The sequence below is a fragment of the Exiguobacterium oxidotolerans JCM 12280 genome, from assembly GCF_000702625.1.
GTDB classification, from domain to species: domain Bacteria; phylum Bacillota; class Bacilli; order Exiguobacteriales; family Exiguobacteriaceae; genus Exiguobacterium_A; species Exiguobacterium_A oxidotolerans.
In genome coordinates, this window is sequence record NZ_JNIS01000001.1 from 760,419 (window position 1) to 785,717 (window position 25,299).

At 45.2% G+C, this 25,299-nt stretch carries 26 protein-coding genes and 1 other annotated feature; of the genes, 9 read left to right on the top strand and 17 right to left on the bottom strand.

Annotated features, from left to right (window positions below; all coding sequences use genetic code 11):
• Positions 1–28 precede the first annotated feature (28 nt).
• Positions 29–1,276 (bottom strand): tyrosine--tRNA ligase, encoded by a 1,248-nt coding sequence (gene tyrS / locus P403_RS0103915; protein WP_029331167.1) that lies wholly within the window; start codon positions 1,274–1,276, stop codon positions 29–31.
• Between the two features lie 50 nt (positions 1,277–1,326).
• Positions 1,327–1,529, bottom strand: a binding site (T-box leader).
• A gap of 150 nt (positions 1,530–1,679) precedes the next feature.
• Between tyrS and P403_RS0103920 the strand changes: the two genes are divergently transcribed.
• On the top strand, positions 1,680–4,229 hold the full coding sequence (locus P403_RS0103920; protein ID WP_029331168.1) for a transglycosylase domain-containing protein: 2,550 nt from the start codon (positions 1,680–1,682) through the stop codon (positions 4,227–4,229).
• A 527-nt stretch (positions 4,230–4,756) separates the two neighbouring features.
• On the opposite strand, the gene acsA is transcribed toward P403_RS0103920, so the two are convergent.
• Complete coding sequence (gene acsA, locus P403_RS0103930) at positions 4,757–6,460, bottom strand: acetate--CoA ligase (protein ID WP_029331170.1); 1,704 nt, start codon at positions 6,458–6,460, stop codon at positions 4,757–4,759.
• A 145-nt stretch (positions 6,461–6,605) separates the two neighbouring features.
• On the opposite strand from acsA, the gene P403_RS0103935 reads away from it, so the two are divergent.
• The 4 genes from P403_RS0103935 (at position 6,606) to P403_RS0103950 (ending at position 9,948) form a co-directional block, all read left to right on the top strand.
• A complete protein-coding gene (locus P403_RS0103935) occupies positions 6,606–7,238 on the top strand; it encodes a GNAT family N-acetyltransferase (protein WP_029331171.1) in 633 nt (210 codons plus the stop codon).
• Positions 7,239–7,250: 12 nt separating this feature from the next.
• Complete coding sequence (locus P403_RS0103940; protein WP_029331172.1) at positions 7,251–7,883, top strand: acetoin utilization AcuB family protein; 633 nt, start codon at positions 7,251–7,253, stop codon at positions 7,881–7,883.
• The gene (locus tag P403_RS0103945) at positions 7,880–9,073 is read left to right on the top strand and encodes an acetoin utilization protein AcuC (protein ID WP_029331173.1); all 1,194 of its coding nucleotides are present in this window, start codon (positions 7,880–7,882) and stop codon (positions 9,071–9,073) included. Before P403_RS0103940 ends, P403_RS0103945 begins: the two co-directional genes overlap by 4 nt.
• A 110-nt stretch (positions 9,074–9,183) precedes the next feature.
• The gene (locus P403_RS0103950; protein WP_029331174.1) at positions 9,184–9,948 is read left to right on the top strand and encodes a FixH family protein; all 765 of its coding nucleotides are present in this window, start codon (positions 9,184–9,186) and stop codon (positions 9,946–9,948) included.
• Positions 9,949–10,022: 74 nt separating this feature from the next.
• Here the strand turns inward: P403_RS0103950 and ccpA are convergent, their stop codons facing one another.
• The 4 genes from ccpA to P403_RS0103970 all read right to left on the bottom strand — a co-directional run bounded on the left by ccpA (position 10,023) and on the right by P403_RS0103970 (position 13,593).
• Entirely contained in the window at positions 10,023–11,033 is a 1,011-nt protein-coding gene (ccpA, locus tag P403_RS0103955; RefSeq protein WP_029331175.1) for a catabolite control protein A, read from the bottom strand.
• 156 nt (positions 11,034–11,189) lie between these two features.
• The gene (locus tag P403_RS0103960; RefSeq protein WP_029331176.1) at positions 11,190–12,275 is read right to left on the bottom strand and encodes a bifunctional 3-deoxy-7-phosphoheptulonate synthase/chorismate mutase; all 1,086 of its coding nucleotides are present in this window, start codon (positions 12,273–12,275) and stop codon (positions 11,190–11,192) included.
• Positions 12,276–12,460: 185 nt separating this feature from the next.
• Positions 12,461–13,024: a YtxH domain-containing protein gene (locus tag P403_RS0103965; protein WP_029331177.1), complete on the bottom strand. Its 564-nt coding sequence runs from the start codon at positions 13,022–13,024 to the stop codon at positions 12,461–12,463.
• Entirely contained in the window at positions 13,021–13,593 is a 573-nt protein-coding gene (locus P403_RS0103970) for a DUF948 domain-containing protein (protein WP_029331178.1), read from the bottom strand. Before P403_RS0103970 ends, P403_RS0103965 begins: the two co-directional genes overlap by 4 nt.
• 140 nt (positions 13,594–13,733) lie before the next feature.
• On the opposite strand from P403_RS0103970, the gene P403_RS0103975 reads away from it, so the two are divergent.
• The gene (locus P403_RS0103975; protein WP_029331179.1) at positions 13,734–14,846 is read left to right on the top strand and encodes an aminopeptidase; all 1,113 of its coding nucleotides are present in this window, start codon (positions 13,734–13,736) and stop codon (positions 14,844–14,846) included.
• A gap of 55 nt (positions 14,847–14,901) precedes the next feature.
• On the opposite strand, the gene P403_RS0103980 is transcribed toward P403_RS0103975, so the two are convergent.
• The 7 genes from P403_RS0103980 to P403_RS0104010 form a co-directional block, all read right to left on the bottom strand.
• Positions 14,902–15,342: a Dps family protein gene (locus tag P403_RS0103980; protein WP_029331180.1), complete on the bottom strand. Its 441-nt coding sequence runs from the start codon at positions 15,340–15,342 to the stop codon at positions 14,902–14,904.
• 114 nt (positions 15,343–15,456) lie between these two features.
• Entirely contained in the window at positions 15,457–15,972 is a 516-nt protein-coding gene (locus P403_RS0103985; protein ID WP_029331181.1) for a DUF5698 domain-containing protein, read from the bottom strand.
• Between the two features lie 163 nt (positions 15,973–16,135).
• Entirely contained in the window at positions 16,136–17,431 is a 1,296-nt protein-coding gene (gene murC / locus P403_RS0103990) for a UDP-N-acetylmuramate--L-alanine ligase (RefSeq protein ID WP_029331182.1), read from the bottom strand.
• Between the two features lie 78 nt (positions 17,432–17,509).
• The gene (locus P403_RS0103995; RefSeq protein WP_029331183.1) at positions 17,510–18,301 is read right to left on the bottom strand and encodes a hypothetical protein; all 792 of its coding nucleotides are present in this window, start codon (positions 18,299–18,301) and stop codon (positions 17,510–17,512) included.
• A 37-nt stretch (positions 18,302–18,338) separates the two neighbouring features.
• Complete coding sequence (gene ytpR, locus P403_RS0104000) at positions 18,339–18,947, bottom strand: YtpR family tRNA-binding protein (protein WP_029331184.1); 609 nt, start codon at positions 18,945–18,947, stop codon at positions 18,339–18,341.
• 53 nt (positions 18,948–19,000) lie between these two features.
• Complete coding sequence (locus P403_RS0104005; RefSeq protein WP_029331185.1) at positions 19,001–19,798, bottom strand: DUF1444 domain-containing protein; 798 nt, start codon at positions 19,796–19,798, stop codon at positions 19,001–19,003.
• A gap of 55 nt (positions 19,799–19,853) precedes the next feature.
• Positions 19,854–20,162: a thioredoxin family protein gene (locus P403_RS0104010; RefSeq protein WP_029331186.1), complete on the bottom strand. Its 309-nt coding sequence runs from the start codon at positions 20,160–20,162 to the stop codon at positions 19,854–19,856.
• Positions 20,163–20,288: 126 nt separating this feature from the next.
• Between P403_RS0104010 and P403_RS0104015 the strand changes: the two genes are divergently transcribed.
• On the top strand, positions 20,289–20,579 hold the full coding sequence (locus P403_RS0104015; RefSeq protein ID WP_029331187.1) for a hypothetical protein: 291 nt from the start codon (positions 20,289–20,291) through the stop codon (positions 20,577–20,579).
• A gap of 161 nt (positions 20,580–20,740) precedes the next feature.
• Here the strand turns inward: P403_RS0104015 and P403_RS0104020 are convergent, their stop codons facing one another.
• Both P403_RS0104020 and P403_RS0104025 read right to left on the bottom strand, forming a co-directional pair.
• Positions 20,741–21,754: a PTS sugar transporter subunit IIC gene (locus P403_RS0104020; RefSeq protein ID WP_029331188.1), complete on the bottom strand. Its 1,014-nt coding sequence runs from the start codon at positions 21,752–21,754 to the stop codon at positions 20,741–20,743.
• A 146-nt stretch (positions 21,755–21,900) separates the two neighbouring features.
• Positions 21,901–22,971: a M42 family metallopeptidase gene (locus tag P403_RS0104025; protein WP_029331189.1), complete on the bottom strand. Its 1,071-nt coding sequence runs from the start codon at positions 22,969–22,971 to the stop codon at positions 21,901–21,903.
• Between the two features lie 123 nt (positions 22,972–23,094).
• Between P403_RS0104025 and P403_RS0104030 the strand changes: the two genes are divergently transcribed.
• On the top strand, positions 23,095–23,397 hold the full coding sequence (locus P403_RS0104030; RefSeq protein ID WP_029331190.1) for a PepSY domain-containing protein: 303 nt from the start codon (positions 23,095–23,097) through the stop codon (positions 23,395–23,397).
• A 57-nt stretch (positions 23,398–23,454) separates the two neighbouring features.
• A complete protein-coding gene (locus P403_RS0104035; RefSeq protein WP_029331191.1) occupies positions 23,455–23,811 on the top strand; it encodes a DUF1304 domain-containing protein in 357 nt (118 codons plus the stop codon).
• Between the two features lie 71 nt (positions 23,812–23,882).
• On the opposite strand, the gene P403_RS0104040 is transcribed toward P403_RS0104035, so the two are convergent.
• Positions 23,883–24,398: a hypothetical protein gene (locus P403_RS0104040; RefSeq protein ID WP_029331192.1), complete on the bottom strand. Its 516-nt coding sequence runs from the start codon at positions 24,396–24,398 to the stop codon at positions 23,883–23,885.
• Positions 24,399–24,514: 116 nt separating this feature from the next.
• Positions 24,515–25,156, bottom strand: coding sequence for a tRNA (guanosine(46)-N7)-methyltransferase TrmB (gene trmB / locus P403_RS0104045; protein WP_029331193.1), 642 nt, complete (start codon positions 25,154–25,156; stop codon positions 24,515–24,517).
• Between the last annotated feature and the right edge of the window lie 143 nt (positions 25,157–25,299).

Below are 25,299 nucleotides of genomic sequence, written 5' to 3' on the forward strand. Positions count from 1 at the left end.
TTCGTCAGCGTTCTTTTTGTTATATCACTTACGCATGTTCAAGTACGAAGTATTTCTTTTTCCCACGGCGGATGATCGTGAAGTCACCAATCGCATCTTGCTTCGTGATCTCTTTCGTCAACTCTTGTTCACGGTCTCCATTGATGTAGATTGCGCCGTTCGTCACGTCTTCTCGTGCTTGACGCTTGGACGGACTGATTTTCGCTTCGACGAGTACGTCGACAAGGTTCGTTGCTTCACCAAGCGTAAAACGTGGCATCCCTTTGAACGCATCCGCGATATCAGCCGCCTGCAATGTTTTGACGTCGCCACTGAAGAGTGCTTTCGTAATTCGTTCTGCTTGTTCAAGTGCGTCGCTGCCATGGACAAGTTTCGTCATCTCTTCTGCCAGACGACGCTGGGCAATCCGTTTTTCAGGTGCCGTTTCTACTTCCGTTTGCAATCCTTCGAGTTCTTCGTGTGTCAAGAACGTAAAGTATTTCAAGAATTTGACGACATCAAGATCATCAACGTTGAACCAAAACTGGTAAAACTCGTATGGTGTCGTTTTTTCGGCATCGAGCCACACTGCCCCGCCCGCTGTTTTCCCGAATTTTTGCCCGTCTGATTTCGTAACGAGTGGCACGGTAATCCCGAATGCTTTCTCTTCGTGACCAACGCGTCGGATGAGTTCCATTCCCGCCGTGATGTTTCCCCACTGATCACTTCCGCCGACTTGGAGGCGGCATCCTTCGTTTTCGTATAGCTTCAAGAAATCAAATGATTGTAATAACATGTAGGAAAACTCTGTGAAAGAAATTCCGTTTTGAAGGCGTGAATCAACAGAGTCTTTCGCTAACATGTAGCTGATTGGGAAGTGTTTTCCGATATCGCGTAAGAAATCGATAATCGTTAAATCTTTTGTCCAATCCAGGTTGTTCGCAATCGTCACCGGGTTTTCACCATCGAGCGGTAAAAAGCGTGACAATTGTCCTTTGATGCGGTTCGCAAATTCTTCGACGATATCCGACGTGTTGAGTGAACGTTCTGTCGAACGCCCACTCGGATCGCCAATCATCCCGGTTGCGCCGCCGACAAGACCGACCACGTGGTGCCCCGCTTCTTGGAAGCGACGTAGCACGAGAATTGGTAACAGGTGTCCGATATGCAATGAATCTGCTGTCGGGTCGAATCCTGTGTACAGCGTTGTCGGACTTGCTAGGAGTTCTTTAATTCCTTCCTCATCTGTCATTTGGCTGATTAAGCCACGAAACTCTAAATCTTCAAGTAACGTCATCTGTTTTCCCCCTAAAAAAATTGTATAAAAAAACCGCCCCTTCGACTGAACGAAGGGACGGAATATTCCGTGGTACCACCCTAATTGCATGCAAGAACACGCCACTTAGATCGTCGATAACGGGACGGTCCGCCTGATTTCTCAAGAAGCTCCTGGAGACGTAATTCATGAACACGCTATGTCCTAGTTCGCAGCACCACTAGGTCTCTGATACAGGGAGCGTCCCATTACTAATTCCAATCACAGCAAAGGTTTTATATATTCTTCATAAGATGTTTCCATGATACGTCGAAGCAGAATCGACTGTCAAGTGTCATCGTATTCTTTCAGTTATGGTATAATACGTCTATCTGTGATTTAATGTTATTTCACACCTAAGTTTAAGATGTAAAGGAGATCATTTATGCGCGAGAACTGGTCCAAGTTTTGGAATCACCCCCGAACGAAAGCCGTTCGGCACTGGTCGAATATCACATATGACGTATCTTGGAATATCATTTTATTCCTCATCATTGCTGTCCTACTGATTGGGAGTTTTTCTGTCGGTGCAGCAGGCGGCTATTTTGCTTCGCTCGTCAAAGATACAAAAGCACCAGAATTAACGGAAATGAAGCAACAAGTCAATAGCTATGCCATCACGAGTGAAATTTACTGGGGCAGTGGCGAAAAGTTGACGAACATTTCAACAGATGAAGAACGTCAACCGGTCAACATCAAAGAAATTTCACCTTACCTGCTAGACGCTGTTCTTTCGACGGAAGATGTCGATTTTTATGAACATGATGGCGTCGTACCGAAAGCAACACTCCGGGCAGTCTTACAGGAGTTAACGAACTCGTCTTCTCGGACGGGTGGTAGTACGTTGACACAACAATTGATCAAAAACCAAATTCTAACGAATGAAGTCTCATTTGAACGAAAAGCAAAAGAAATCATCTTAGCACTTCGCCTCGAAAATGCGATGACGAAGGATGAAATTCTACAAGCCTATTTGAATGTCGTCTCATTCGGACGGAACTCACTTGGACGGAACATCGCCGGGATTGAAGCAGCCTCTCGTGGTGTCTTCAATAAATCAGCCAAAAAGCTGACATTGCCGCAAGCTGCCTTCTTAGCAGGGATTCCTAAAAACCCCTACTACTATACGCCGTACCTTCAGGGTGGCGTCGTCAAAGAAGATTTGACAGCAAGCACGAATCGGATGAAAACCGTCCTAAAACGGATGTATGTCGCAAAAAACATTACGAAAAAGCAATATGAGAAAGCAATCAAACATGATATCACAAAAGATTTCGCTAAAAGATCAACTCGGTCACGCGATACGTATCCTTACGTCTATGACCTTGCTGAAAAAGAAGCCTTGAAAATCATGACGAGCTATTTCATGAAAAAAGATGGTGTCAAAGAAGATGAAGTAAAACCGTCTGAGCTCGCAGAAGTCAAAGCGAACTACCGCGATCAGGCATTAGTCGCCATGCGCCAAGGCGGATATAAGATTCACCTGACGCTTGATAAGAAAATCCATGAAGCGATGCAAGTACCGGCAAAAAATAATGCTAACTTCCCTGCTTCGCCACAATACAAGCAAGTCGTTAATCCGAAAACGAAAAAGACGGTCTCGAAAAAAGACCCAGAAGAAACGGCTGCTGTCATGATTCAAAATGAGACAGGTCGTATCTTAGGCTTCGTCGGTGGACGTTACACAGATGGAACGGCGGATGATTTCAACCGTGCCTTCCAGGCAAAACGTCAAATCGGATCAACTGCCAAACCAATTCTTGTTTATTCGAACGGTATCGAAAACGGTTTGATTACACCGGCTTCGACCGTTAATGATGAAAAGTATTATTATCAAACAGTTCCACGTCAACCAGGTGACAACCCAATCAACAATGAAGGCGGACGTTACCGAGGTAATGTGACGGTCCGTGAGGCATTGGAACTTTCACTCAACGTTCCAGCCGTGAAGATTTACGAAAAAATGAATATGTCGAACTCGATTCAAAAACTAGTCGACATGGGTATTAAAGTTCCGGACAGCATCCGGTACGCACCATCTGCTGCTCTTGGAACGATGGAAATCACACCCGTTGAGCTTGCTGGTGCTTATGCGATGCTCGCGAACTACGGTGAATACGTCGAACCGTATGTCATCTCGAAGATTACGAAAGACGGGAAAAGCATCTATAAAGCTAAATCGAAAAAAGAACAAATCTACGAAGAACGTACGGCTTATTTAACGCTTGATATGATGCGTGGTGTCTTTGATAACGGGACAGCTCGTTATGCGAACTCGTTATTAAAAGTACCTGGTGATTGGGCCGGTAAGACCGGAACGACGAACGAAATTAAGGACTCTTACCTCGTTGCTTCAACACCAGGGGTTACACTCGCGGTTTGGACGGGGCATGATCAAAACAACTCATTGATGGGTGCAACGACATATTACCAACGTACCCAAAACCTGTGGGCACAGATGGCAAATGCAACGTATGCTGCGAACAACAGTTACTTCAAGTCAGGTGCCCGCTTCAATCAACCGGCTTCAGTAGACGCAGATGACTTCAAGAACTCAGGTTCATTCAAAGAAGAAGACAAAAAGAAAAAAGAAGCGGAAGCGAAGAAAAAAGCCGCTGAAGAAAAGAAAAAAGAGGCTGAGGCAAAAGCGAAAGAAGCTGACGCGAAGAAGAAAGACGACGCTGAAGCGCAGGCAAAAGCTGACGCTGAAAAGAAAGCTGCTGAAGATAAAGCAAAAGCTGATGCAGACGCGAAAAAAGCGGCTGACGACAAGGCGAAAGCCGATGCGGAGGCTAAGAAAAAAGCGGCTGACGACAAGGCGAAAGCCGATGCAGAGGCTAAGAAAAAAGCGGCTGACGACAAGGCGAAAGCCGATGCAGAGGCGAAGGCTGATGCTGAAAAGAAAGCAAAAGAAGACGACAAAAAAACTGAATGAAGCCATTCAAAAAAACGAAGTTCACGTAACAGTGAGCTTCGTTTTAGCGTATAGACAAACTCTTATGAAGCGTGAACATGATGTAACGAGAAGCAATCCGTCCGCGCTTTCCTGTTTCGCCTTGTCTTCAAAGCGGCAAGGTCGCGACCGATTTTTCGCGCTTCTAATACGATTCAAGACGGATTGCGCTCTAAACCGTCTGCGTGCCTGGATTTCTGTCACGGTATTACCTGAAAAGTGTCATGTTTCGTTGACTCCTACGGGAAAAAGTGCGTTTTTCAACGCACTTTCAGAGGCAGGCAAGACCCTGCTCGTTGTCCGCTAGGATCCAAGGAGCAATGGCTTGCGCCTCGCCCGAGGAAAGCAACGAAAACAGACGCTTTCTCTCCCGATAGCCCTTTGTCTACAGTCTGAAACGAAGTTCACGTAACAGTGAACTTCGTTTTTTTGTTCGTATTAAAAAACTACCAACGAAGCATCGTTGGTAGTTCAAGAACAGTCAATCCTATACATCACTTACTCTGACATCATTCTTCCATCGTCGAGAGGTCACCCGTTTCAAGATTTAGTTCCCACGCCTTCAAGACACGGCGCATGATTTTACCACTCCGGGTTTTCGGAAGCTTGTCTCGGAAGTCGATCTCACGTGGCGCCGCATGTGCTGCAAGCCCTTCTTTGACGAACGCCTGAATTTCTTGTTTCAATTCTTCAGTCGGTTCATAGCCGTCTCGTAACGAAATGAAGGCTTTGATGATTTCACCACGTACTGGATCCGGTTTCCCGATGACACCGGCTTCTGCAACTGCCGGGTGCTCGACAAGACGACTTTCAACTTCGAACGGTCCCACCCGTTCTCCTGCCGTCATGATGACATCATCGACGCGTCCTTGGAACCAGAAGTATCCTTCATCATCCATATATGCAGAATCTCCTGAAACGTACCATCCTTTGAAGAAGTACGATTCATACTTTTGTGGATTATTCCAGATTTGCCGCATCATGGATGGCCACGGTGTTTTTAAAGCTAAATTGCCCATTCTAAACGGAGGTAACTCATTCCCTTGATCATCGATGATTGCAGCTTTTGTCCCAGGAATCGGTTTCCCCATCGACCCTGGTTTGATGTCCATCGATTTATAGTTGCAAATCATCATTGCCCCTGTTTCCGTCATCCACCACGTATCATGGATGCGTTGGTCGAATGCTTCTTTTCCCCAACGAACGACTTCTGGGTTGAGCGGTTCTCCGACGGATAACACGTGCCGTAAGCTCGACAAGTCATGCTTTTGTGCGACGTCTGCGCCGGCACCCATCAGCATCCGGAAGGCGGTCGGTGCACTATACCAAACCGTTACCTTGTATTTTTCAATGACACTGTACCAAAACTCCGGATTGAACCGACCACCGACGATGACATTCGTCGCACCATTTAAGAACGGTGCAAAAATCCCATAACTCGTTCCCGTCACCCAGCCTGGATCTGCTGTACACCAATAGATATCATCTTCCTGAAGGTCAAGAACCCAACGTCCGGTCATCATGTGTTGAATCATAGCATTCTGAGCGTGTAAGACCCCTTTTGGTTTTCCCGTCGATCCCGACGTATAATGTAAGATGAGACCGTCTTCCCGGTCGAGCCAAACCGGTTCGAACACATCTGACGCGGACTCGAATGCTGCGCGGAAATCCAGTAGCCGATCCGTCGTCTCAATGTCTTCATCGACTAAAAAGACCGATTCGAGTGTCGATAACTCTTCAAGCGGAACACGTGGTAATAATGCTTTCGTCGTAATCAACATCTTTGCTTCAGAATCAAGCAAGCGGTCGCGTACAGCTTGTTCCATGAAGGCTTCAAACAACGGACCGACGATTGCTCCGACTTTCAAGGCACCGAGCAACGCAAAATAAAGTTCTGGCGAACGGGGCATGAAGATAAAAATTCGGTCTCCTGCTTTGATTCCAGCATCCGTCAAAACGTTTGCCGCTTTGTTCGTCAAACGTTTCATGTCAGCATACGTAAAAGTTTGCTCCGTCGTTCCATCAAAGTAAATCAGAGCTTTTTTGTTCGCTCGTTCACCTTCAGCATGACGGTCAATTGCTTCATGGGCCATATTGACTTTCCCCGTCGTTGCCCATGAAAAATATTGTTCCGCTTCTTGCCAATCGTATGACGCCGATTCATTATAGTCGGATAACCAATGCTTACCCGGAAGCGCTTTCAAAACTTTCATCTCTCGTTCCTCCCCTTCTCTATACTCCTCTCCATTATAAGCTAGTTATGGTGTAGTTCAATCGATTGCCGTTAATTTGTTAAAAAATCCCTCTCTTTCCGCAACTCGCTTCGGCTATAATAAAGAGAAAGGTGGTGACGCTTACATGTTTGAAAAACAATTCAATCATCGTACTCATGAAACATCGCTCGGTCCAGTTGAAATCGAAGGACCTGTCGCGAGTAAACAACTCGCCACTTACCTCCTCGATGACGGTTTAACTGCCTTCAGGCAACCGAAAGAGCAGCATCAAGCGCTCCTTGAAATCGCGGATTTAGATGAAGGACGGATCATTATCGCTAGGCAAAATAAAGAAATCATCGGCTATGTCACATTCCTTTACCCTGACCCCTATGAGACATGGAGCGAAGGAAATAATCCATATATTTTAGAGTTAGGTGCGATTGAAGTGTCTGCTCGTTTTCGCGGTCAACAGATTGGTAAAAAGCTTCTCGAAGTACCGATGCTCGATCCGGCCATGGAAAACTACTTAATCTTGACGACCGAGTATTACTGGCATTGGGATTTAAAAGGCAGTGGACTGTCTGTTTGGGATTATCGAAAAATCATGGAGAAGATGATGAACCACGGGGGTCTCGTTTTTTTCCCGACCGATGATCCAGAGATTGCATCGCATCCGGCTAATTGTTTAATGGCACGTATCGGGAAACATGTCGCACCAGAAGTCGTCGCTCATTTCGATGCTTTACGGCTCCGCCGTCGCTTCATGTACGATTAAAGGAGGAATAGCATGTTAATCGAACAAATCATGAAGACGAAGTGTATTACGATTCAACCAACAAATTCTATTGCGCATGCCGCAGAATTGATGCAACGTCATGAGATTCGCCATATTCCCGTGACAAACGCCCGTCATGAACTTGTCGGTCTCATCGGTCTAAAAGAGCTCCAAAGTGCAAGTAGTGTCTTTCATCCAGATACCCTTCACGTTGATCAACAAAATTCCGTTTCTAGTATCATGCAACAAACTCCTATCACGGCACACCCACTTGATTTCATCGAAGACGCCGCGATTTTATTTTATGAGCATCGCTTATCTTGCTTACCGATTGTTCGGGGACGGCGTCTCGTCGGTTTAATGACAGAAACCGATTTGCTTCGGACATTCGTTCAATTAACAGGAGCGCTCGAACCGAGCTCACAAATCGAAGTCCGCGTTGAAAATACAGCGGGTACATTAGCAAAGATTGCGAATTTACTCGCCAAAACGAATATCAATATCTTAAATGTCCTCGTTTATCCTACACCTGATCCGTATGTCCGCATCGTCGCTTTTCGTGTCCAGACGATGAATCCGATTCGAATCATCGAAAAGTTACGAAAGGAAGGATTCGATGTACTCGGTCCCGACGTCAGCCGATGAAAGAGTTTGCTTATATTTACAGTGAGGAAGAAACGAACTATCGTTTTTCCGATATACATCCCTTCAACCCAATTCGACTGGACTTGACCGTCTCTCTCTTAGAGACGATGGGGGCACTCAAGGACGTCGACTGTATCGCACCACGTCGCGCAACGGATGAGGAGTTACGACTCGTACATGATGCCGATTATATTCAAGCCGTCAAGCTGGCGGGTCAAGGTGAACTGACACCAATGAAGGCACAGATGTATGGGCTAGGAACAGAAGATACACCCGTCTTCCCTGACATGCATGAAGGTGCCGCACTACTCGTCGGTGGAACAATTGAGGCTTGTGAACTTGTCTTGTCCGGACGGTATAAACGGACGTTTCATATCGCGGGTGGTCTGCACCATGGTTTTCGTGGTCGTGCTTCAGGATTTTGTATCTACAACGATACAGCAGTCGCCATGGCGGCGATGATTGAAAAATATGCGTGTCGTATTCTTTATGTCGATACCGATGCGCACCATGGCGATGGTGTCCAGTGGGCTTTTTATAATCGCTCCGATGCCATGACGCTGTCACTACATGAAACAGGACGTTACCTCTTCCCGGGGACAGGTATGGTGACAGAACGCGGATCTGAAGAGGGTTACGGCTTCAGTTGGAACATTCCATTTGATGCCTTTACGGAGGACGCTTCGTTTTTACTCGCCTATCGGACTGCCTTGTTCGAAGCCTGTGAGTTGTTCCAACCTGACTTGATCATTACGCAAAATGGTGCCGATGCCCACGCGCTCGATCCATTGACTCACTTGTCGCTCACAATGAAAAGTTATGAACAGATTCCGCAAATCGCTGTCGAAGCAGCAAACCGTTATACGAAAGGCCGGATTGTCGCCTTAGGCGGAGGTGGGTACGATTGGTACCGGGTCGTTCCCCGCGCCTGGAGTCAAGTCTTCGCAGCACTGACAAATCGTGCACCATTTAGTGGCGACCTCCCGAAAGACTGGATCGAGCGATGGACAAAACAGAGCACGACGGTTCCGACCACGTGGGCAGATCAAATGCCACTGTATCCTTCGATTCCCCGTCGACCTGAAATCGAAGAAAAAAACTGGGAGACCGTCAAGCGACTCCTTTGGCCGTTTGTCGATGATGTGAAAAAGGAACAGTTATCAGACGTTTCACCCTACTCAATCGATTAAAAAATGTTTTATTCTTTTCACATATACTTCGTTCCGATTTCACAAGTTATTGGTATACTAATTAAGGTTTCGATACTTTATATAGTAAATGAATAATTGGGGGATCCGACATGAAGAAAAAAACGTTAGGAATGAGCGCCGCACTGATGGCAACCGGCATCTTTTTGGCAGGGTGTAACCATAGCGACGAAAAGGCGATGGACCATGACGCGATGCAAGGTAGTGGGAAGCCGAGCGTCGACGTCAAAGTAGACGTACCTGCGAAGACGATGGAAGATGACAAGGTCATCTTCCAAGCAACTGCTGTCGAAGATAAAAAAGCAGTGAACTTAGAGGATGTCACGTTCGAGATTTGGAAAGCCGATGAAAAAGACGCAGCGCATAAGAAGATTAAAGCTACTTTGAAAAAAACCGGCTCGTACCAAGCAGAAGCAACACTCGCTGAGGGCGAATATGAAGGTCTCTATCATATTAATGATAAAAAAGGTCTACATCATATGGATAAAATTTCTTTCACTGTGATGGATCATTCGCATGAAGAAGCTTCACATACTGATACTGATGCTGAGCATGATCATGCTTCGAGCGAAAACCTTGCAGTCCACTATATGGGGGCAACGAAAGTCACGGCTGGTGCGACGCTCCCTGTCTCGTTTCATATCTTTGAAGATGGAAAAGTCTTAAAAGCAGACGTTCAAGTCGAAGTCATCGAAGAAGGCGTCGAAAAACATACCTACATCCCGTTGACGCTGAAAGACGACATGTACGTCGGCCAAGTCAAGTTAGCACATGCTGGTCAAACGACGGTCCGACTCCACGTCGAGAATGATCAGTTGCATCACCATCAAGATCAACTTATTACCGTGACACCTTAAATAATTTAGAACAAAACAAAAATCGTCTTTTTTCCTAGAATCGACTAGGAAAGAGGACGATTTTTGCTTGAACATCATGAACGTGTAGAATCCCGATGCTCAATCCGGTGCGGTAATGTTACATCATTTGTTTCAATTTCTTCTTGATTCAAGATTTTAGTCAACAGACGCATCGAAACTGCTCCGATATCATACATCGGTTGCACGACTGTCGTCAGCTTCGGACGAATCATTGTCGCGAGACGTGTATTATCATGTCCGATGACTTCGAAGTCTTCAGGAACACGGTGACCTGCGTCCTGTAAGGCATGAATGACACCGAGGGCCATTTCATCCGTCCCAGCGAAGATTGCACGTGGGCACTCCTCACCGAGTTCAAGCAGTTGGTTCATTGCCTTCATGCCTGAATCATACGTGTAGTTTCCTAAAACGACATTTTGTTCGTTAAATGGAAGATTGGCTTCTTCCAAGGCATGTCGGTACCCGGCAAATTTCTTTTCACCATTAATCTGTTGCTCGAGTGGACCGGTAATGAAACCAATCCGTTTATGTCCATGATCAATCAATGATTTGACGGCGTCATATGCCGCACTCTCGTAATCGATGTTGACGGCAGGAAGGTCATAGTCCTGATTGAGCGTCGCTGCTAATACGATCGGCACAGGGGATGTTTTGAATTCACGGACTAAATCTTCATGAAGGCGTCCACCCATGAAAATGATGCCATCGACTTGTTTTCCGAGTAACGTATTCAAGAGATGGATTTCTTTTTCACGATTTTGATCGGAGTTACATAAAATGATGTTGTATTTGTACATCGTCGCGACATCTTCAATCCCACGCGCTAAATCGGCAAAGAAAATATTTGAGATATCCGGTACGATGACTCCGACCGTCGTCGTTTTTTTACTTGCGAGTCCACGTGCGACGGCATTTGGGCGATACCCGAGTTGATCGATTGCATCCTGGACTTTCTTGCGCGTTGATGGCTTGACGTTCGGATTTCCGTTAACTACCCGGGAGACAGTCGCCATCGAAACAGCGGCTTCGCGTGCTACATCATAAATCGTAATATTACTGTTCAAAGCAAATTCCTCCTTATTTAAACAATCATTTCGTTTTCATTCTCATTTTCATTTTTAGACAACACGAAAGGAAGACAGGAAAAGATATCTTTCTTTTCCCATTCTTCCTTCATTGTAAAACGTTTTCATTCGCTATAGGTTACCCTTTTTACAAAATCATTGAACGTTTAGTGCCGGAAAAGTTGACGTTAAGTTTTCGACGAACGCATCGAATTCTTTAAAATCAAGTTGTTGATTCGCATCAGACAGTGCCAATGCAGGGAATGGATGAACTTCGACCATGACGGCATCCGCCCCAACAGCATATGCAGCTTTCGCCGTTGGTAAAAGAATATCTTTTCGTCCTGTCGAGTGTGTGACATCGACCATGACAGGAAGATGCGTTTCTTGCTTCAGGATGGGAACAGCAGAAATATCAAGTGTATTCCGTGTCGCGCGTTCGTAAGTACGAATACCGCGCTCGCATAGGATGACTTGATCGTTCCCGCTCGCCATGATGTATTCAGCTGCGTACATGAACTCTTCGAGTGTTGCTGAAAGACCACGTTTTAGAAGAACGGGTTTGTTCGTACGCCCGACTTCTTTTAACAAATCGAAGTTTTGCATGTTACGTGCACCGACTTGAATGATATCAACATATGGTAAAGCAGATTCAACGGCACTCGGCGTCATAATTTCAGTGATGACATGTAAGTTATGCGCATCTGCTGCTTTTTTTAACATCTTCAATCCTTCTAAACCGAGCCCTTGGAAATCGTAAGGCGATGTCCGTGGTTTGTATGCCCCACCACGCATGAAGCGAACACCATGCTTTGCAAGCTGTGCGGCTACTTCAAAGACTTGTTCCTCACTTTCAACGGCACAAGGTCCAGCAATCAGTTGTTGGGATCCGTCACCGATGACATCATCTCCAACACGGATAATCGTATTCGTTGGCTTTTGTTTACGTGACACCAGCAATTTACGTGTCCGGTCTTCCCCCTGTAATTCAAGTGACGCTTTAAAAATCTCTTTGAACATATGCTGAAGGCGTCCTGTTTCGAACGGACCATGGTTATTTTCGGCAATCGATTCAAGCATCTGACGTTCACGAACCGGGTCGTAACGGTCGAGCCCTTGCGCACGTTTTACTTTACCGATTTCGACGGCGATTTCGCCCCGCTTATTAATTAATTCTAGTAAATCAGCGTTTACTAAATCAAGTTCATCGCGTAAACGTTTTAGTTCTGCTTGTTGATCCATCTGTCTACCACTCCCTAATCAGCATATAGCTCGTAATAGCAACTAATTATAGCCGACTTCATTCTGATTGTACATGATAGAACTACCTGAACCCACGCTTTTTTTTAACATCCTTTTTTTTAATAGAATTTAATCAAAAAAATAAAGCGTATCAGCTACTAAAAGTAGCTAATACGCTCAGTAAATTACTTCTTCGGCTTTTTCTCGTTTGCCATGTTTGCTTGCGGATCGTTTTCCTCAGCCTCATCTTCTTGATCTTCTTCTAAACCTTCACGCAGTTCTGAAAGATCAGCGACAGTCTCTGTATCAAGTTGTTCCGCAACAGCAGCTCCGTCGACTTCTTCACCGATTTCTCGTTCGATGTCTCGCACGAGTTGTTCTGCTTCTGCAAGTGCTGCGTCAATGCTTGCCTGGTCTTTTTCAAAACCAGCGTATTGCGCCGCTTCTTGAACAGTTGAATTTTTTTTCGCTTTTTCGATGACAGGTGCTGCTTTATCTTTTGCCAGTTGAATCCATTCGCCGACGAGCGGCTCCGCTTTTTCACGGACCACTTGTGTTTGTTCATTCAAGCGTTGGCGTGCAGGAGCTGTACGCTCGTCGAGCATGCCACGCATCTCGCTTCCTGACTTTGGGCTTGAAAGTAATGCAGCGGCTGCACCAATCAATCCTCCAACGATGATGCCTGCTAAGAAGCCGCCACCTTTTGAAGAATTTTGGTCCTGGGCTTGGTATGGGTGTTGTTTTGTCATGATTTACGATCTCCCTTCAATTCATCTGGAATACTTTCAACATCTGGCACTGACACGACTTCTGGTGTCACCGGTGTATCTGCCTGTTTACGGAAACGGCGGCGTTGTTTTTTCTCCACCGTTGTTGTAGCCGTACTAGAAGATGAAACAGGTTGACCTGATTCCGGTTTATTCTTTTTAAAGAGTTCAACAGCGACTGAGCCCCAACGAACCGCTTGAGCAATCTGTTCTTTGTTCGTATCTGCTGCCCCTGCTACTGTATCAGAAACAGTTCGAACAGAATCCGTCACTTTGTTTAGCGATGTTCCTAACTCTTCAATCGAGTTCGCGACCGGTGCAAGGAGCTCTGTTTTTTCTTCGATCGTATCGACAAGACGATTCGTTTTATGTAGCAACGCCGTCGTCTCCATCATAATTCCGTCCAGCTGGCGTTCTAGCCCTGCTGTTGTGTCTGCGACATTATTTAGTGTCTTGCTTGCTGCACCAAGTACGCGCGCTAGAAAGATAACGAGCACTACGAATGCGATTGCAGCGACTAGTCCGGCGATACCGCCTAATGTGATTTCCATGATTCATGCCTCCAATTTCTTTTGCTAGTGTCTTGTTGGTAGTTCGACGTATCTCGAGTCGTTCCTGCTACTCCAATTGGTTTATTTCCGTTACAATGATAGATGAAACCTACATACGCAAATTAGAGGGGGAACTATTCATGCGCGATCCACGTCTTACACAACTTGCAACGAACTTAATTAATTATTCTGTTGCACTGGCTCCTGGTGAAAAAGTTTTAATTGAAAATTTCGGAATTGAGCGCGAATTGGTCGAAGCACTCGTTGATGCTGCCTATGAAGCAGGCGGACTTCCATTCGTCCTGTTGAAGGATAATCGTATTCTACGAAAATTATACCGAAATGCATCAGAAGAGCAACTTCAATTGATGGCTGACATCGAGCAAAAGCAGATGCAAGCGATGGACGCTTATATCGGCTTGCGTGCCGGCGATAACATCAATGAATTATCTGACGTGCCATCGGACAAAATGAAGTTATACGGACAAACATTAGGGAAAATGCATACCCAAGATCGTGTCAAAGGAACGAAATGGGTCGTCCTCCGCTTCCCGACAGCTTCGATGGCTCAACTTGCCAATCAATCAACAGAAGCGTTTGAAGACTTCTACTTCGATGTCTGTACGCTGGATTATGAGAAAATGGGAACCGCGATGGAACCACTCGTCGAGCTCATGAATCGGACTGATCGTGTCCGCCTCGTCGGTGAAGGAACAGACTTGACCTTCTCCATCAAAGACATCGCCGCAATCAAGTGTGCCGGTAATGCGAACATTCCTGACGGTGAAGTCTTTACAGCACCAGTCAAAGATTCCGTCAATGGTGTCATTTCTTACAATACACCATCACCTTATCAAGGCTTTACGTTCGAAAACGTCAAACTGACATTCGAAAACGGAAAAATCGTTGAGGCAACTGCAAATGATACAGACCGCATCAATCAAGTGTTTGATACAGATGCCGGTGCACGTTTCGTCGGTGAATTCGCGATTGGCGTCAATCCATTCATCCAACATCCGATGAAAGACATTTTATTTGACGAAAAAATTGATGGCAGTTTCCACTTTACGCCGGGGCAAGCTTACGCTGAAGCCTATAACGGAAACGATTCTTCGGTCCATTGGGACTTGGTCAACATTCAACGCCCGGATTATGGCGGCGGTGAAATTTGGTTCGACGATGTGTTGATTCGTAAAGATGGACGATTCGTCCTTCCTGAACTCGAAGTCTTGAACCCGGAAAATCTAAAATAAGTAGAAAACGGATGGCCGAATCCTCTAAGGATGCAGTCATCCGTTTTTTGATTGCTTATTTTTTTAATGTCGCACGCAACATCCAAATTTGTTTTTCGATTTCTTTTGCTTGAGCGAGCAAATCATCTTCGACCGTCACATCTTGCGCTTCGAGATGTTCGATCGCTTCCAGCATTTCTTTACGTACTTGTTGGAAGTCGCTGATGACGGATTCAACCATCTGATCGGCAGATAATCCAGATTTAGCTTCTTCAAGCGTCGTCTGCTCTAAATATTCTTTCATCGTCGCTGACGGATTCCCATTGTTCATCAATAGTCGTTCCGCGACCACATCATACTGTTCAGAAACCCATGTATACAATTCTTCTAGTTTGACATGAAGCGTCAGGAATTCCGGTCCTTTAATATACCAATGGTAGTTATGGAGTTTGACGAACAACACACCATAGTTTGCGACCTGTTGGTTTAAAGCTGTCTTCGCGTGATTACTAATCATTTTCAATTTCCCCTCTCACAAAATGTAATCTGTCCTATATCATCTTTATCCTTAAATAACATAGAGTAAACATCTTTTTGTGGGGATTCCCGTGATGTTCTTCACAAACTCTCATTACTTTTGACGTTTTAACCCCTTCAGCATGTATCCCCCTTTAAAGTCGACTGAATCGAAAGCAACGAGGAATGCTTTCGGTTCATATTCTTCGACTAAACCACGCAATACTTTCATCCGCGTCCGTGCTGCAAGTACATCGAGACGGTACCGGACGCCGTCGCGTCCCTGTCCTTGGTAATGGGTGACACCAAATCCGTTATCGCGGATGACTTGAATCAGTTCAGCCGGAAATTCTTGTGTATGGACTTGAATCATGTTGTAGCCAATCGCAAGTTTTCTTTCGACGAAGCCTCCAATTAAAATACCGAGTCCGAATCCGAGTGCGTAGACGACCATCCCGAGTGTCGTCAAATCACGGAAGACGACGCCTAAAGCAAAGATATAAATTAACGTTTCGACCGTCCCGAAGATCCCGGCGATGACGGTCCGCCCTTTGACGAGCATGATTGTCCGGAGTGTCAGGACAGGCACATATATAAGTTGCAATAATAAAATCAAGAAAATTTGTCCCATGTGATTGATTCCTTCCTAAATTAACATACCCCCACTATTCCAAAATTCAATTCAAGATGCAACAAAAAATTATCCAGAGTACGTCATCTTTTTTTACCTTCACGAAACCGACAAAAAAGCATGGATGCCTGAATGCACCCATGCCTTTTACTGATGAAACATTTTATCTTTTTCCTTCATACTGCTGTTGGTATGTTTGGATATCCCCCGCGCCCATGAACAACAGAACGGCATTGTCATGTTTACTCAAAATCGAGACGTTATCTCGCGTCAAGATGTCAGCGTTCGGAATCTTCTCTTGAAGATCCTCAATCCGAACTTGCCCTTCTTGTTCTCGAGCCGATCCAAAGATTTCACACAGGTACGTAGCATCCGCTTCACGAAGCGATGTTGCAAAATCATCCATGAATGACTTTAAGCGCGTGTACGTGTGCGGTTGGAAAATCGCGATGACTTCCCGATCCGGATATTTTTTACGTGCCGATTCAATCGTTGCACTGATTTCTTTCGGATGGTGTGCATAATCATCGACTAAAACTTGTGATCCGAAATTCGTTTCACTAAAGCGACGCTTAACTCCTCCGAATGAAGACAGACGTGCTGCGACATCCTCTTTATTCAATCCTTCATATTGACAGATTGCGATGACCGATAAAGCATTCAAAACATGGTGTTGACCGAACCCTGGAATCAAGAACGTACCGTAAAAGTCGTCCCGTAAATAAACATCGAATGATGTTCCGTCTGGCGTCGACTTGACATTCTCTGCCCGGAAATCATTATTTTGTCCAAAACCATAATACAATACAGGCACATTCGCTTGAATGTTTTGAAGATGTTCATCGTCTCCACATGCAATGATGGCTTGCTTGACTTGCATCGCCATCTCCTGGAATGCTGAAACAACGTCATCAATCCCCGTAAAGTAATCCGAGTGATCAAAATCGATGTTCGTCATGATCGCATAATCCGGCTTGTAGTATAAAAAGTGACGCTTATATTCACATGCTTCAAATACAAAAGCTTTCGCCTCTTCGACGCCAGCCCCTGTTCCGTCACCAATCAAAAATGCGGTCGGCGTGATTCCGCTTAAGACATGTGACAACAGACCTGTCGTCGATGTTTTACCATGTGACCCTGTGATTGCAACTGAACGATATTCGTCTGCTAGATGACCTAAAAAATCGTAGTAATGATAAATCGTTAAACCAAGTTCATTTGCCCGCGCGATTTCTGGGTGTTCATCACCAAACGCATTTCCTTGAATGATGATTTGATCTTCTTCGATGTTGTCAGCGTTAAACGGGAAAAACGGAATTCCTTTGGCCCGTAAAGCGTCCTCAGTAAAGATGTGTTTTTCGATATCTGAACCTTGTACTTGATGGTTCATCTCATGTAATACTTGGGCAAGTGCACTCATTCCAGTCCCTTTAATCCCAACAAAATGATACTTTGTCATATAAAAGCCCTCCAATTCACGTTCCGGTTCGTACCATCGGGCTTGGGTACAAAACCTGTACCATTATAGCAAACCGACTTATTTTTTACCATGTAAATTATTTTGTTCACGTCGTGCACGATACATCGCCATTAAGTCTTTAGTTGTCATCACAACGTTGACGGGCGGACCCACAGGTTTCTTGACTGCACTTGACTGTACTTGTGTTTTTTCTTCAGTTGCTTCTTCAGCATGCGTTTCCGTGAAGATCTGTCCGTCTTGTACAATTTCCGTCTCAAGGACATGTTCGACGGTGTTTTCCGAAGAAAGTGCATCCTCGTTATGGACAAGAGGTTGTACCGTGTCTTCACTTAAAGATGTCATTCCTAATGATTCATCTTGTTCTTTTAATTCAGTAACTGGTTCTTCTTCAACTGGCTCTTGTTCCGTTAGAGCTGAATCAAGAACTTCTACAGCAAATGCTTCAGTTGATGACTCGATTGATGGGTCAGGGTTGAGTAGTTCAGAATCCGTCACTGGAACAAGACCTGCGTCTACTTCGGTTAAATCCGTCTGTTCCATCGTCTCGATCCCTGACGCTTCAATTGTTTCATCTGTCATGTTCTCAAGCGCCTCATCGGTTTTTCCCTCTTCTGATTCACTTGAAACGTCCATTTCCGATTCAATCGAAGTTACATCTTCTTGGATCGACCGTTGCTTTTTAGGCCGTTGGAATCCGTAAATAGGCGATGGAACATCCGTCAACACGAAGCGATCTTCTCGCTCTTCCTTTTTCGGTCGTTCGACTGGAGTCGTCTCTTTTTCGCCCGCTAATTCCCGTCGAATCCGTGCCGCTTGTTCCTTCAATGACTGTTCGTAACGATTGCTCATTCCTTCACCCCTCCATCTTGTTAAAAAATCGGCCGAATCAACGGCCGATTAAGAATGCCTCTCCAGTATGTGCTGAATCCTCTAATACTAGAATTCCTTTTTCTTGTGATGCGTCTGGTAATGCGAGTTCACGGGCAGAACAAAGCATCCCGCTTGACGGTATACCACGAAGTGCAGAAGGTCGAATGATTAAACCGGATGGCATGACCGCCCCAGGCTTAGCAACGACAACTTTTTGTCCTTCTGCGACGTTCGGGGCGCCACAAACAATTTGAAGTGTGTCTCCATCCACTTCGACTTGGCAAATCGATAATTTATCTGCATCCGGATGTTTTTCACAAGAGTTAACGTATCCAACAACGAATTTAGGTGAGTAATCGATGTCATCGATTACAAGCTCTACGCCATTGTCCGCTAACACGGTTTGAATTTTTTTGACGAGTTCGGGTGTCAGTTCAACTGGTCCGACTGCACTCAATTCAAATTGCTGTGACGCTTCAAAAATATTGTATCCAATCACACGTTCATGATGGAAAATCGTCGCGACAGCACCTGCACGTTCAGCTGTAACTTCCGCTCGTGGTGCATCTGCTAGGATGACCATCAAGACGTCACCAACACCTTCTTTATTATAAAACACATTCATTCAATCCATGACTCCCTTCAGACTTTCTCACAATGCTTATTGTATCAGATTATTCAAGGTTTCGGATGCTTGTTTTTCGCAAGGACGAAGACCGGTTCAAGATTTCCGTCTTCATATAGGAACGGGAGTGCTGTAACTGGTACACGTCCATTTGTGAAGAAATCAAACATCAGCTGTTGCAAAACATCATAGCCTGCGTCATTTCGGATATCCGCAAAAATTAAGACGTCTTGATGCGGAATCCCAATCGAAAATTCGCCTGTCACTTTGTCTGCATAATCGGCTAACAATTGTTTGTTGAGGACGCGGCTGGCCTCATAACCATCTCCTGTACTCAAGAAATAAAAGACATTTCCTGCGACTTCATCGACTTTGAATGGTGCTTCGAGCGACTTCAAGTTGAAACGTGCTGCTTCAGACAAGTGTTCAGTCGTCCATCCCGCCTGTTCAACTAAATCTTCATCAATCAAGCGATAGGTCGCTCCTAAGTCAAGGGCATACATGATTTTTGTTTCACCCGTATGCGGCGTACTGATGATTCGTTTGCCATCTTTCGTTTCGTCAGCGAACGACTTCGCTCGAATGACTGGTAATACTTTTTGTTCATTTCCGACTAATGAGACAGGCCCCGTTTGTTCCAGCACCGCTTTGATGTACTCAATCGTCTCCTCTACAGCAATGACACCGCGGCGCTTTGCCTTTGCGACGAGTGGATTTAATCCAAGATCTACGCCCGTCCGGTCTTGTTTTCGTTCAATCCGAAGGACCGATTTTTCACGATCAAAGTACGTCGTATAATGTTCTTCTTCAAATGCTTCCGTCACCATGCGGCGAATTTGTTGCAATTCCATGAGTCATTTCCATCCTTTCTTAATGAAAAAAAGCGAGACAGCGCTCGCTTTCGTGTCAGACTGTTTCTAAAAATTCGGTCACTTGTTCAGGTGTTTTACGTTCTTTTCCGACGTAACGTCCTGTTTCTTCGTTTCCACGATAGGCAACGAAACTCGGAATGCCGAAGATGTCCATTTCCTGGGCAATTTCCATATGTTCATCACGGTCGACGTAATAAAATTCAAACTCACTGAATTTACTTTCGATTTCTGGCATGAACGGATCGAGAAAGCGGCAGTCCGGGCACCAGTTTGCTGAAAAGAGAAAAACAGCATTTCCTTGCTTCGCTGTTTCAAATAGTTGTTGAGAATCAAGTTTTTTCATGATAGTTCCTCCTTCGATTACTTCTTCATTTCATTGGGTACATCATAGCATATTCGAATGTTTCTGTGCGTTTTCACGCTCTGTTTGCTATACTTCAACTAGAAAATGCCTTGAAAGGAAATCACTATGACGGACCAACCTATTAAACATCCATTCGAACGTTTCGTCGGCTTCGTCGGAATGACGAGTTGCCTTCGCTACGGTTACTCTTTTATCGATTCTGAACGAGGATTACCTGAGATTTTAGCATTCTTAGTTATCGGGTTTGCGATCATCCTTGTCCTTGAAGCACTCGGGAAACGTGTCGCCCGAAAGTTACCAGTCGTCCGGATGCGTTACTTGACACCCCTCTATTTAATTTATCTCTACGTATTTCTGACGAGTTTCTACTCGAGTTCGTTCGGTTTTTCTTTATAATGACAAAAGGGACGGACTCAAAAGCGGGAACGACTCTCGATTAATTAGAAATGGCCGACGATCCCGTAAAAAGTGGGATCATCGGCCATTTGATTGATGGAGAACGGAAACGTCCGCCACAAGGATTGTTTTTTGACTTATGAGTCAGTCCTTTTTTAGATTCAATAGTCGATTTTTAAATCGCCGTCCTTAATACGTCCATACCGGTACAATACCCGGTAAATTAGATAACTGATGATTGCCGGAGCAACGAAACATAAGATGCCGACAGCAAGATAATATTCTGTCGTGAAGCCCATCGTCTTCAGTACCATCAATGGACCAACTAATCCGCTCGTCCCCATTCCAGAACCTGCCGGATTACTCTCGAGACTGAACAAGACTGTGGCGAATGGTGCCAACAATGCCCCGGCAAGCGTTGGTGGAATGATCGTCCACGGATTACGGATGATATTTCCGACTTGAAGCATCGATGTCCCTACCCCTTGTGCAATCAATCCACCAATCCCGTTATCACGATAACTGATGACACCAAAACCAATCATTTGGGCTGCACAACCGATCGTCGCTGCCCCTGCGGCTAATCCATCCAGTCCTAACATGATGCCTAAAGCAGCACTTGAAATGGGCGCCGTTAACGCGAGCCCCATGACCGTCGCAACAAAAATTCCCATCAGCAGCGGTTCGCGTTCCGTTCCCCAGCGAATAACTTCTCCGAGATCCGTCATCAACGTTCCAATCCAAGAACCGATATACTTCCCACTGAAAAAACCGATTAACAGTGTGACAAGTGGTGTGACGATGATATCAAGCCGCGTCGTTTTTGAAAACAGTTTTCCGAACTCTGTCGCAAGTAGTGCCGCGATGTAACTCCCGGCAGGCCCGCCTGCCTCATATCCGAATGCCCCGACTACGACAGCTGCGAATAAAATCAAGGGTGGCGCTTCTAGAGCAAAGGCAACAGCGACACCGATGGCAGGACCGGTCAATGCGATTGCTTGTTCACCGACTGTGACCAGCATCGTTGCCTCGATGCCCCGAGTCAGCAACCCCTCTCCAATCGTTTTTAGAATCAATCCCATAATCAACGAGCTAAATAATCCAAGCGCCATATAACTGAGCACTGTAATGAAATAAACCCGCGGGCTTAGTGAAATCCCTTTTTCCTTTAACAATTCGTCACGTTCCTTTCCTTAAACCAAAATTATTATAACAAATTTCTCAGAAAAGAAAACACAAATGTTATTTCATCTGACAAGACAGATGTTTCGTGAAAAAAAGGTGACTTTGCCTATAGAGACAAATCCACCTTCCGGATTACTTACTTCACTTGTAGTGTCGCGAGCGTCGTCGCATCCAATTGCGTGACGAGTTTTTTCAATAATTCTTTTGCTGCATCGTAGTCATCCGTGTGCATGATTGAAGCATGCGTATGGATATAACGAGCCGGTAGGCCCACGACCGTCGTCGGAATCCCGTTGTTCGAACGATGGATAACGCCACCATCCGTCCCGCCTGCCCCGACGTAATACTGATACGGAATCTTGTTCGACTCTGCCGTATCGAGGACGTAATCCGTCATCTCTTTCGAAAGAATCATGACGCTATCCTTGATGCGGAGCAATGGTCCTTGTCCGAGCTGACCGAATTCGGTTTTGTCACCAGAAGCATCGTTCGCTGGTGAAGCGTCGACAACAAATGCGACATCCGGATCAATCATATTCGTCGCCGTCTGTGCTCCGCGTAATCCCACTTCTTCTTGGACCGTCGCACCTGAGAATAAGACATTCGGATGATCGGCTGCCTTCGTCTCTTCCAACAACTCAATCGCCATACCGACCCCGTACCGGTTGTCCCAGGCTTTCGCCATGATTTTTTTCGGATTCGCCATCGGTGTGAACGGGAAAAATGGAACAGCCGGAATTCCTGGTCGGACGCCAAACGATTCTGCTTCTTCTTTTGAGTCCGCCCCGATATCGATGAACATGTCTTTGATCGCCATTGGTTTATTCCGCACTTCCTCTGTTAAGAGATGCGGCGGCGTCGATGCGATGATTCCTGGAATGATTCCATGATCGCCACAAATCGAAAAGCGTTGTGCAAGTAAAACTTGACTCCACCAACCACCGAGCGGCTGAATCCGAAGCATCCCGTTCTTCGTGATTTGTGTGACCATGAAGGCAACTTCGTCCATATGACCTGCGACCATCACTTTCGGACCATCGGCCTGACCCGTCCGTTTACCGAAAATCGATCCGATACCATCTGTAACGATTTCATCCGTCACCGGTGTAATCCGCTCCCGGACGAACTGTCTGACTTCATGCTCAAACCCCGGAGCACCGTTCAATTCCGTCAATGTTTTAAATAGATCTTTTGTCTTTTCATTCACTATGTATCGCCTCCTATTTTTCTATTATACAAAAAAATGCTTCAATCACTTAAGCTTTTGTTTCTATCTTGACGAATTATTTGGTACAGTAGGTATAGAAACCTGTAAGGAGGGGAAATTTTAATGAAAAAACGCTATTGGATTATCGGTTTGGCAGCAGCTGTCGTTGCAACTTTCGCAGTTAAGAAGGCTGTCGACAACAAACAACTATCTGCCGAGGAAGCTCTCGAAATCACGAAACGCACATTTTCAGCAAAAGGACGTGTCCAAGGTGCATGGATCTCTGCAACACCAGAGGCGTACGCATATGAGTCACGTGACTACCAAAGCTACAAAGGTGGCATCTCGGTTCTTGAAGGTGACGATGAAAAAACGTATCAATTCACAGTTGATGCAGAAACAGGCGCTTTACTCGAATACGCATAATACCGGGACCATACTTCGTCAGTCGAAGTATGGTCTTTTTTTAAGGAGCGAACTTTCATGAACCTACTGGGAACAATTCTTGTTTTACTTGTTGCCCTTGAACATTTCTATATTTTAGCTCTTGAAATGTTTTTCTTATCTTCAAAACCGGCGCTTCGTACGTTTGGACTAACGAAAGAAATCGCAGCAGATCCACGCATCAAGACATTGTTTGCCAATCAAGGATTATACAATGGCTTTCTTGCTGCCGGATTGATTTTCGGTCTCGTCCTTGATTCGTCTGTCATTCAACTGTTTTTCTTAAGTTGTGTCATCATCGCCGCCCTGTACGGTGCAGCGACAGCAAATGTCTCGATTCTCTATAAACAAGGACTGCCTGCCATTCTGGCATTTCTCGTCGTATTATTTTTTTAGTTCAAAAAAACACCCACCTCTTCGGAATCTTACTTCCTCTTAGGCGGGTGTTTCGTTTTGTCCGACAACGATTAACGTGGGTTATCGTTACGTTCGTAGATCGGGTTCATGTATTCACTTGTCGAATAAAGACGTGGTACGACGACATAAAGTACGATTGCTGGTACGGCAATCAACAAGATCATCAATAACATCGGTAACCAGTAGACTACTTTCTGCTGTAAGTTGTTCGAGTTTTTGTCGATGTATTCTTTGACGCCATCTACTTTCGCAGCATCTGCATTCGTCAACATCTCTTTACTCTCCGTGTTATAGAAGTGGATTTCACGTTTGATTGTGATAAAGATGCCATCACGGACTGTCTCGATAACAGCGATTCCGCCGATGATTTCTTCACCTTTTTCACCAGTGAATGTTTTCGGGTCCTCGATTTCTACAGAACCTTTTTTATAATCGTAATGCGAACTCTTTAATTCCTCGTCGAGAGCCTTTTCCATTGCTGACGTATCAATCGCAGCGAATACCGATTGACCGATACTCAGCGCGAGAAAGAGTGCTGTTACGAAGGCTAAGCTTTTTTGCCACATCCCCAAATTCCCCCTTTACCTGTAAGTACAAGTTCTTCAGTCAACAACATTGTACCAATTAATAAGAAAAAAGTGTGAAAGAAATACCAGGAAAATAAGAAAACTTTTTGTCTAAATCATTTTCCGTACGTTGCTTCCATCCGATAAATCGGTTGACCAAGTGCTGAAAAACGTTCTTCGTACTCCGTTCTGACGTTATCTTCCGGCTCATTGACGTGTAAATCAAGCGACATCCAATCGAATGTCATACCGTAAGCTGACATCGTCATCAGGCTCGATTCAAATAGTTTACGGTTATCCGTCTTAAAGTGAATCTGACCTTGCTCCGGCAAAATGTCTTCGTACGTCGCGAGGAACGTCTTATATGTGAGACGTCGTTTCGCATGACGCGACTTCGGCCACGGATCGGAGAAGTTCAAGTAGACACGAGTGACTTCTCCCTTTTCAAAGAAGTCACGTAAGTCTTTTGCATCGACCGTTAAGACACGGACGTTAGGGAGTGGCTCTTCGACCAATTTTTGAACGATCGCAACCGCAACACTTTCAAATAATTCAATCGCGATGAAGTTGATATCCGGGTGTTGCTTTGCCATACCCGTGATGAATGCTCCTTTTCCGGAACCTACCTCAATGTATAGTGGATGTTCATTTTTAAATTCTTCTGCCCAGTTTCCTTTTAAGGTCGCCGGGTCCGCGATATAGATGGATGCCTGTTCTTTCATATAATCCAGCGCCCAAGGCTTGTGGCGTAAACGCATATTGTTCATCCTTTCAATTCTTAAATTATCCGCAGATAAGTTTATCATGATTCGGGTAATTATATAAGATGTTATTCGTTTAGCAGAGTCGAATGTTCAGCAGATCGTCACTTGAGAATTACTGAGCAATCTACTACACTTAC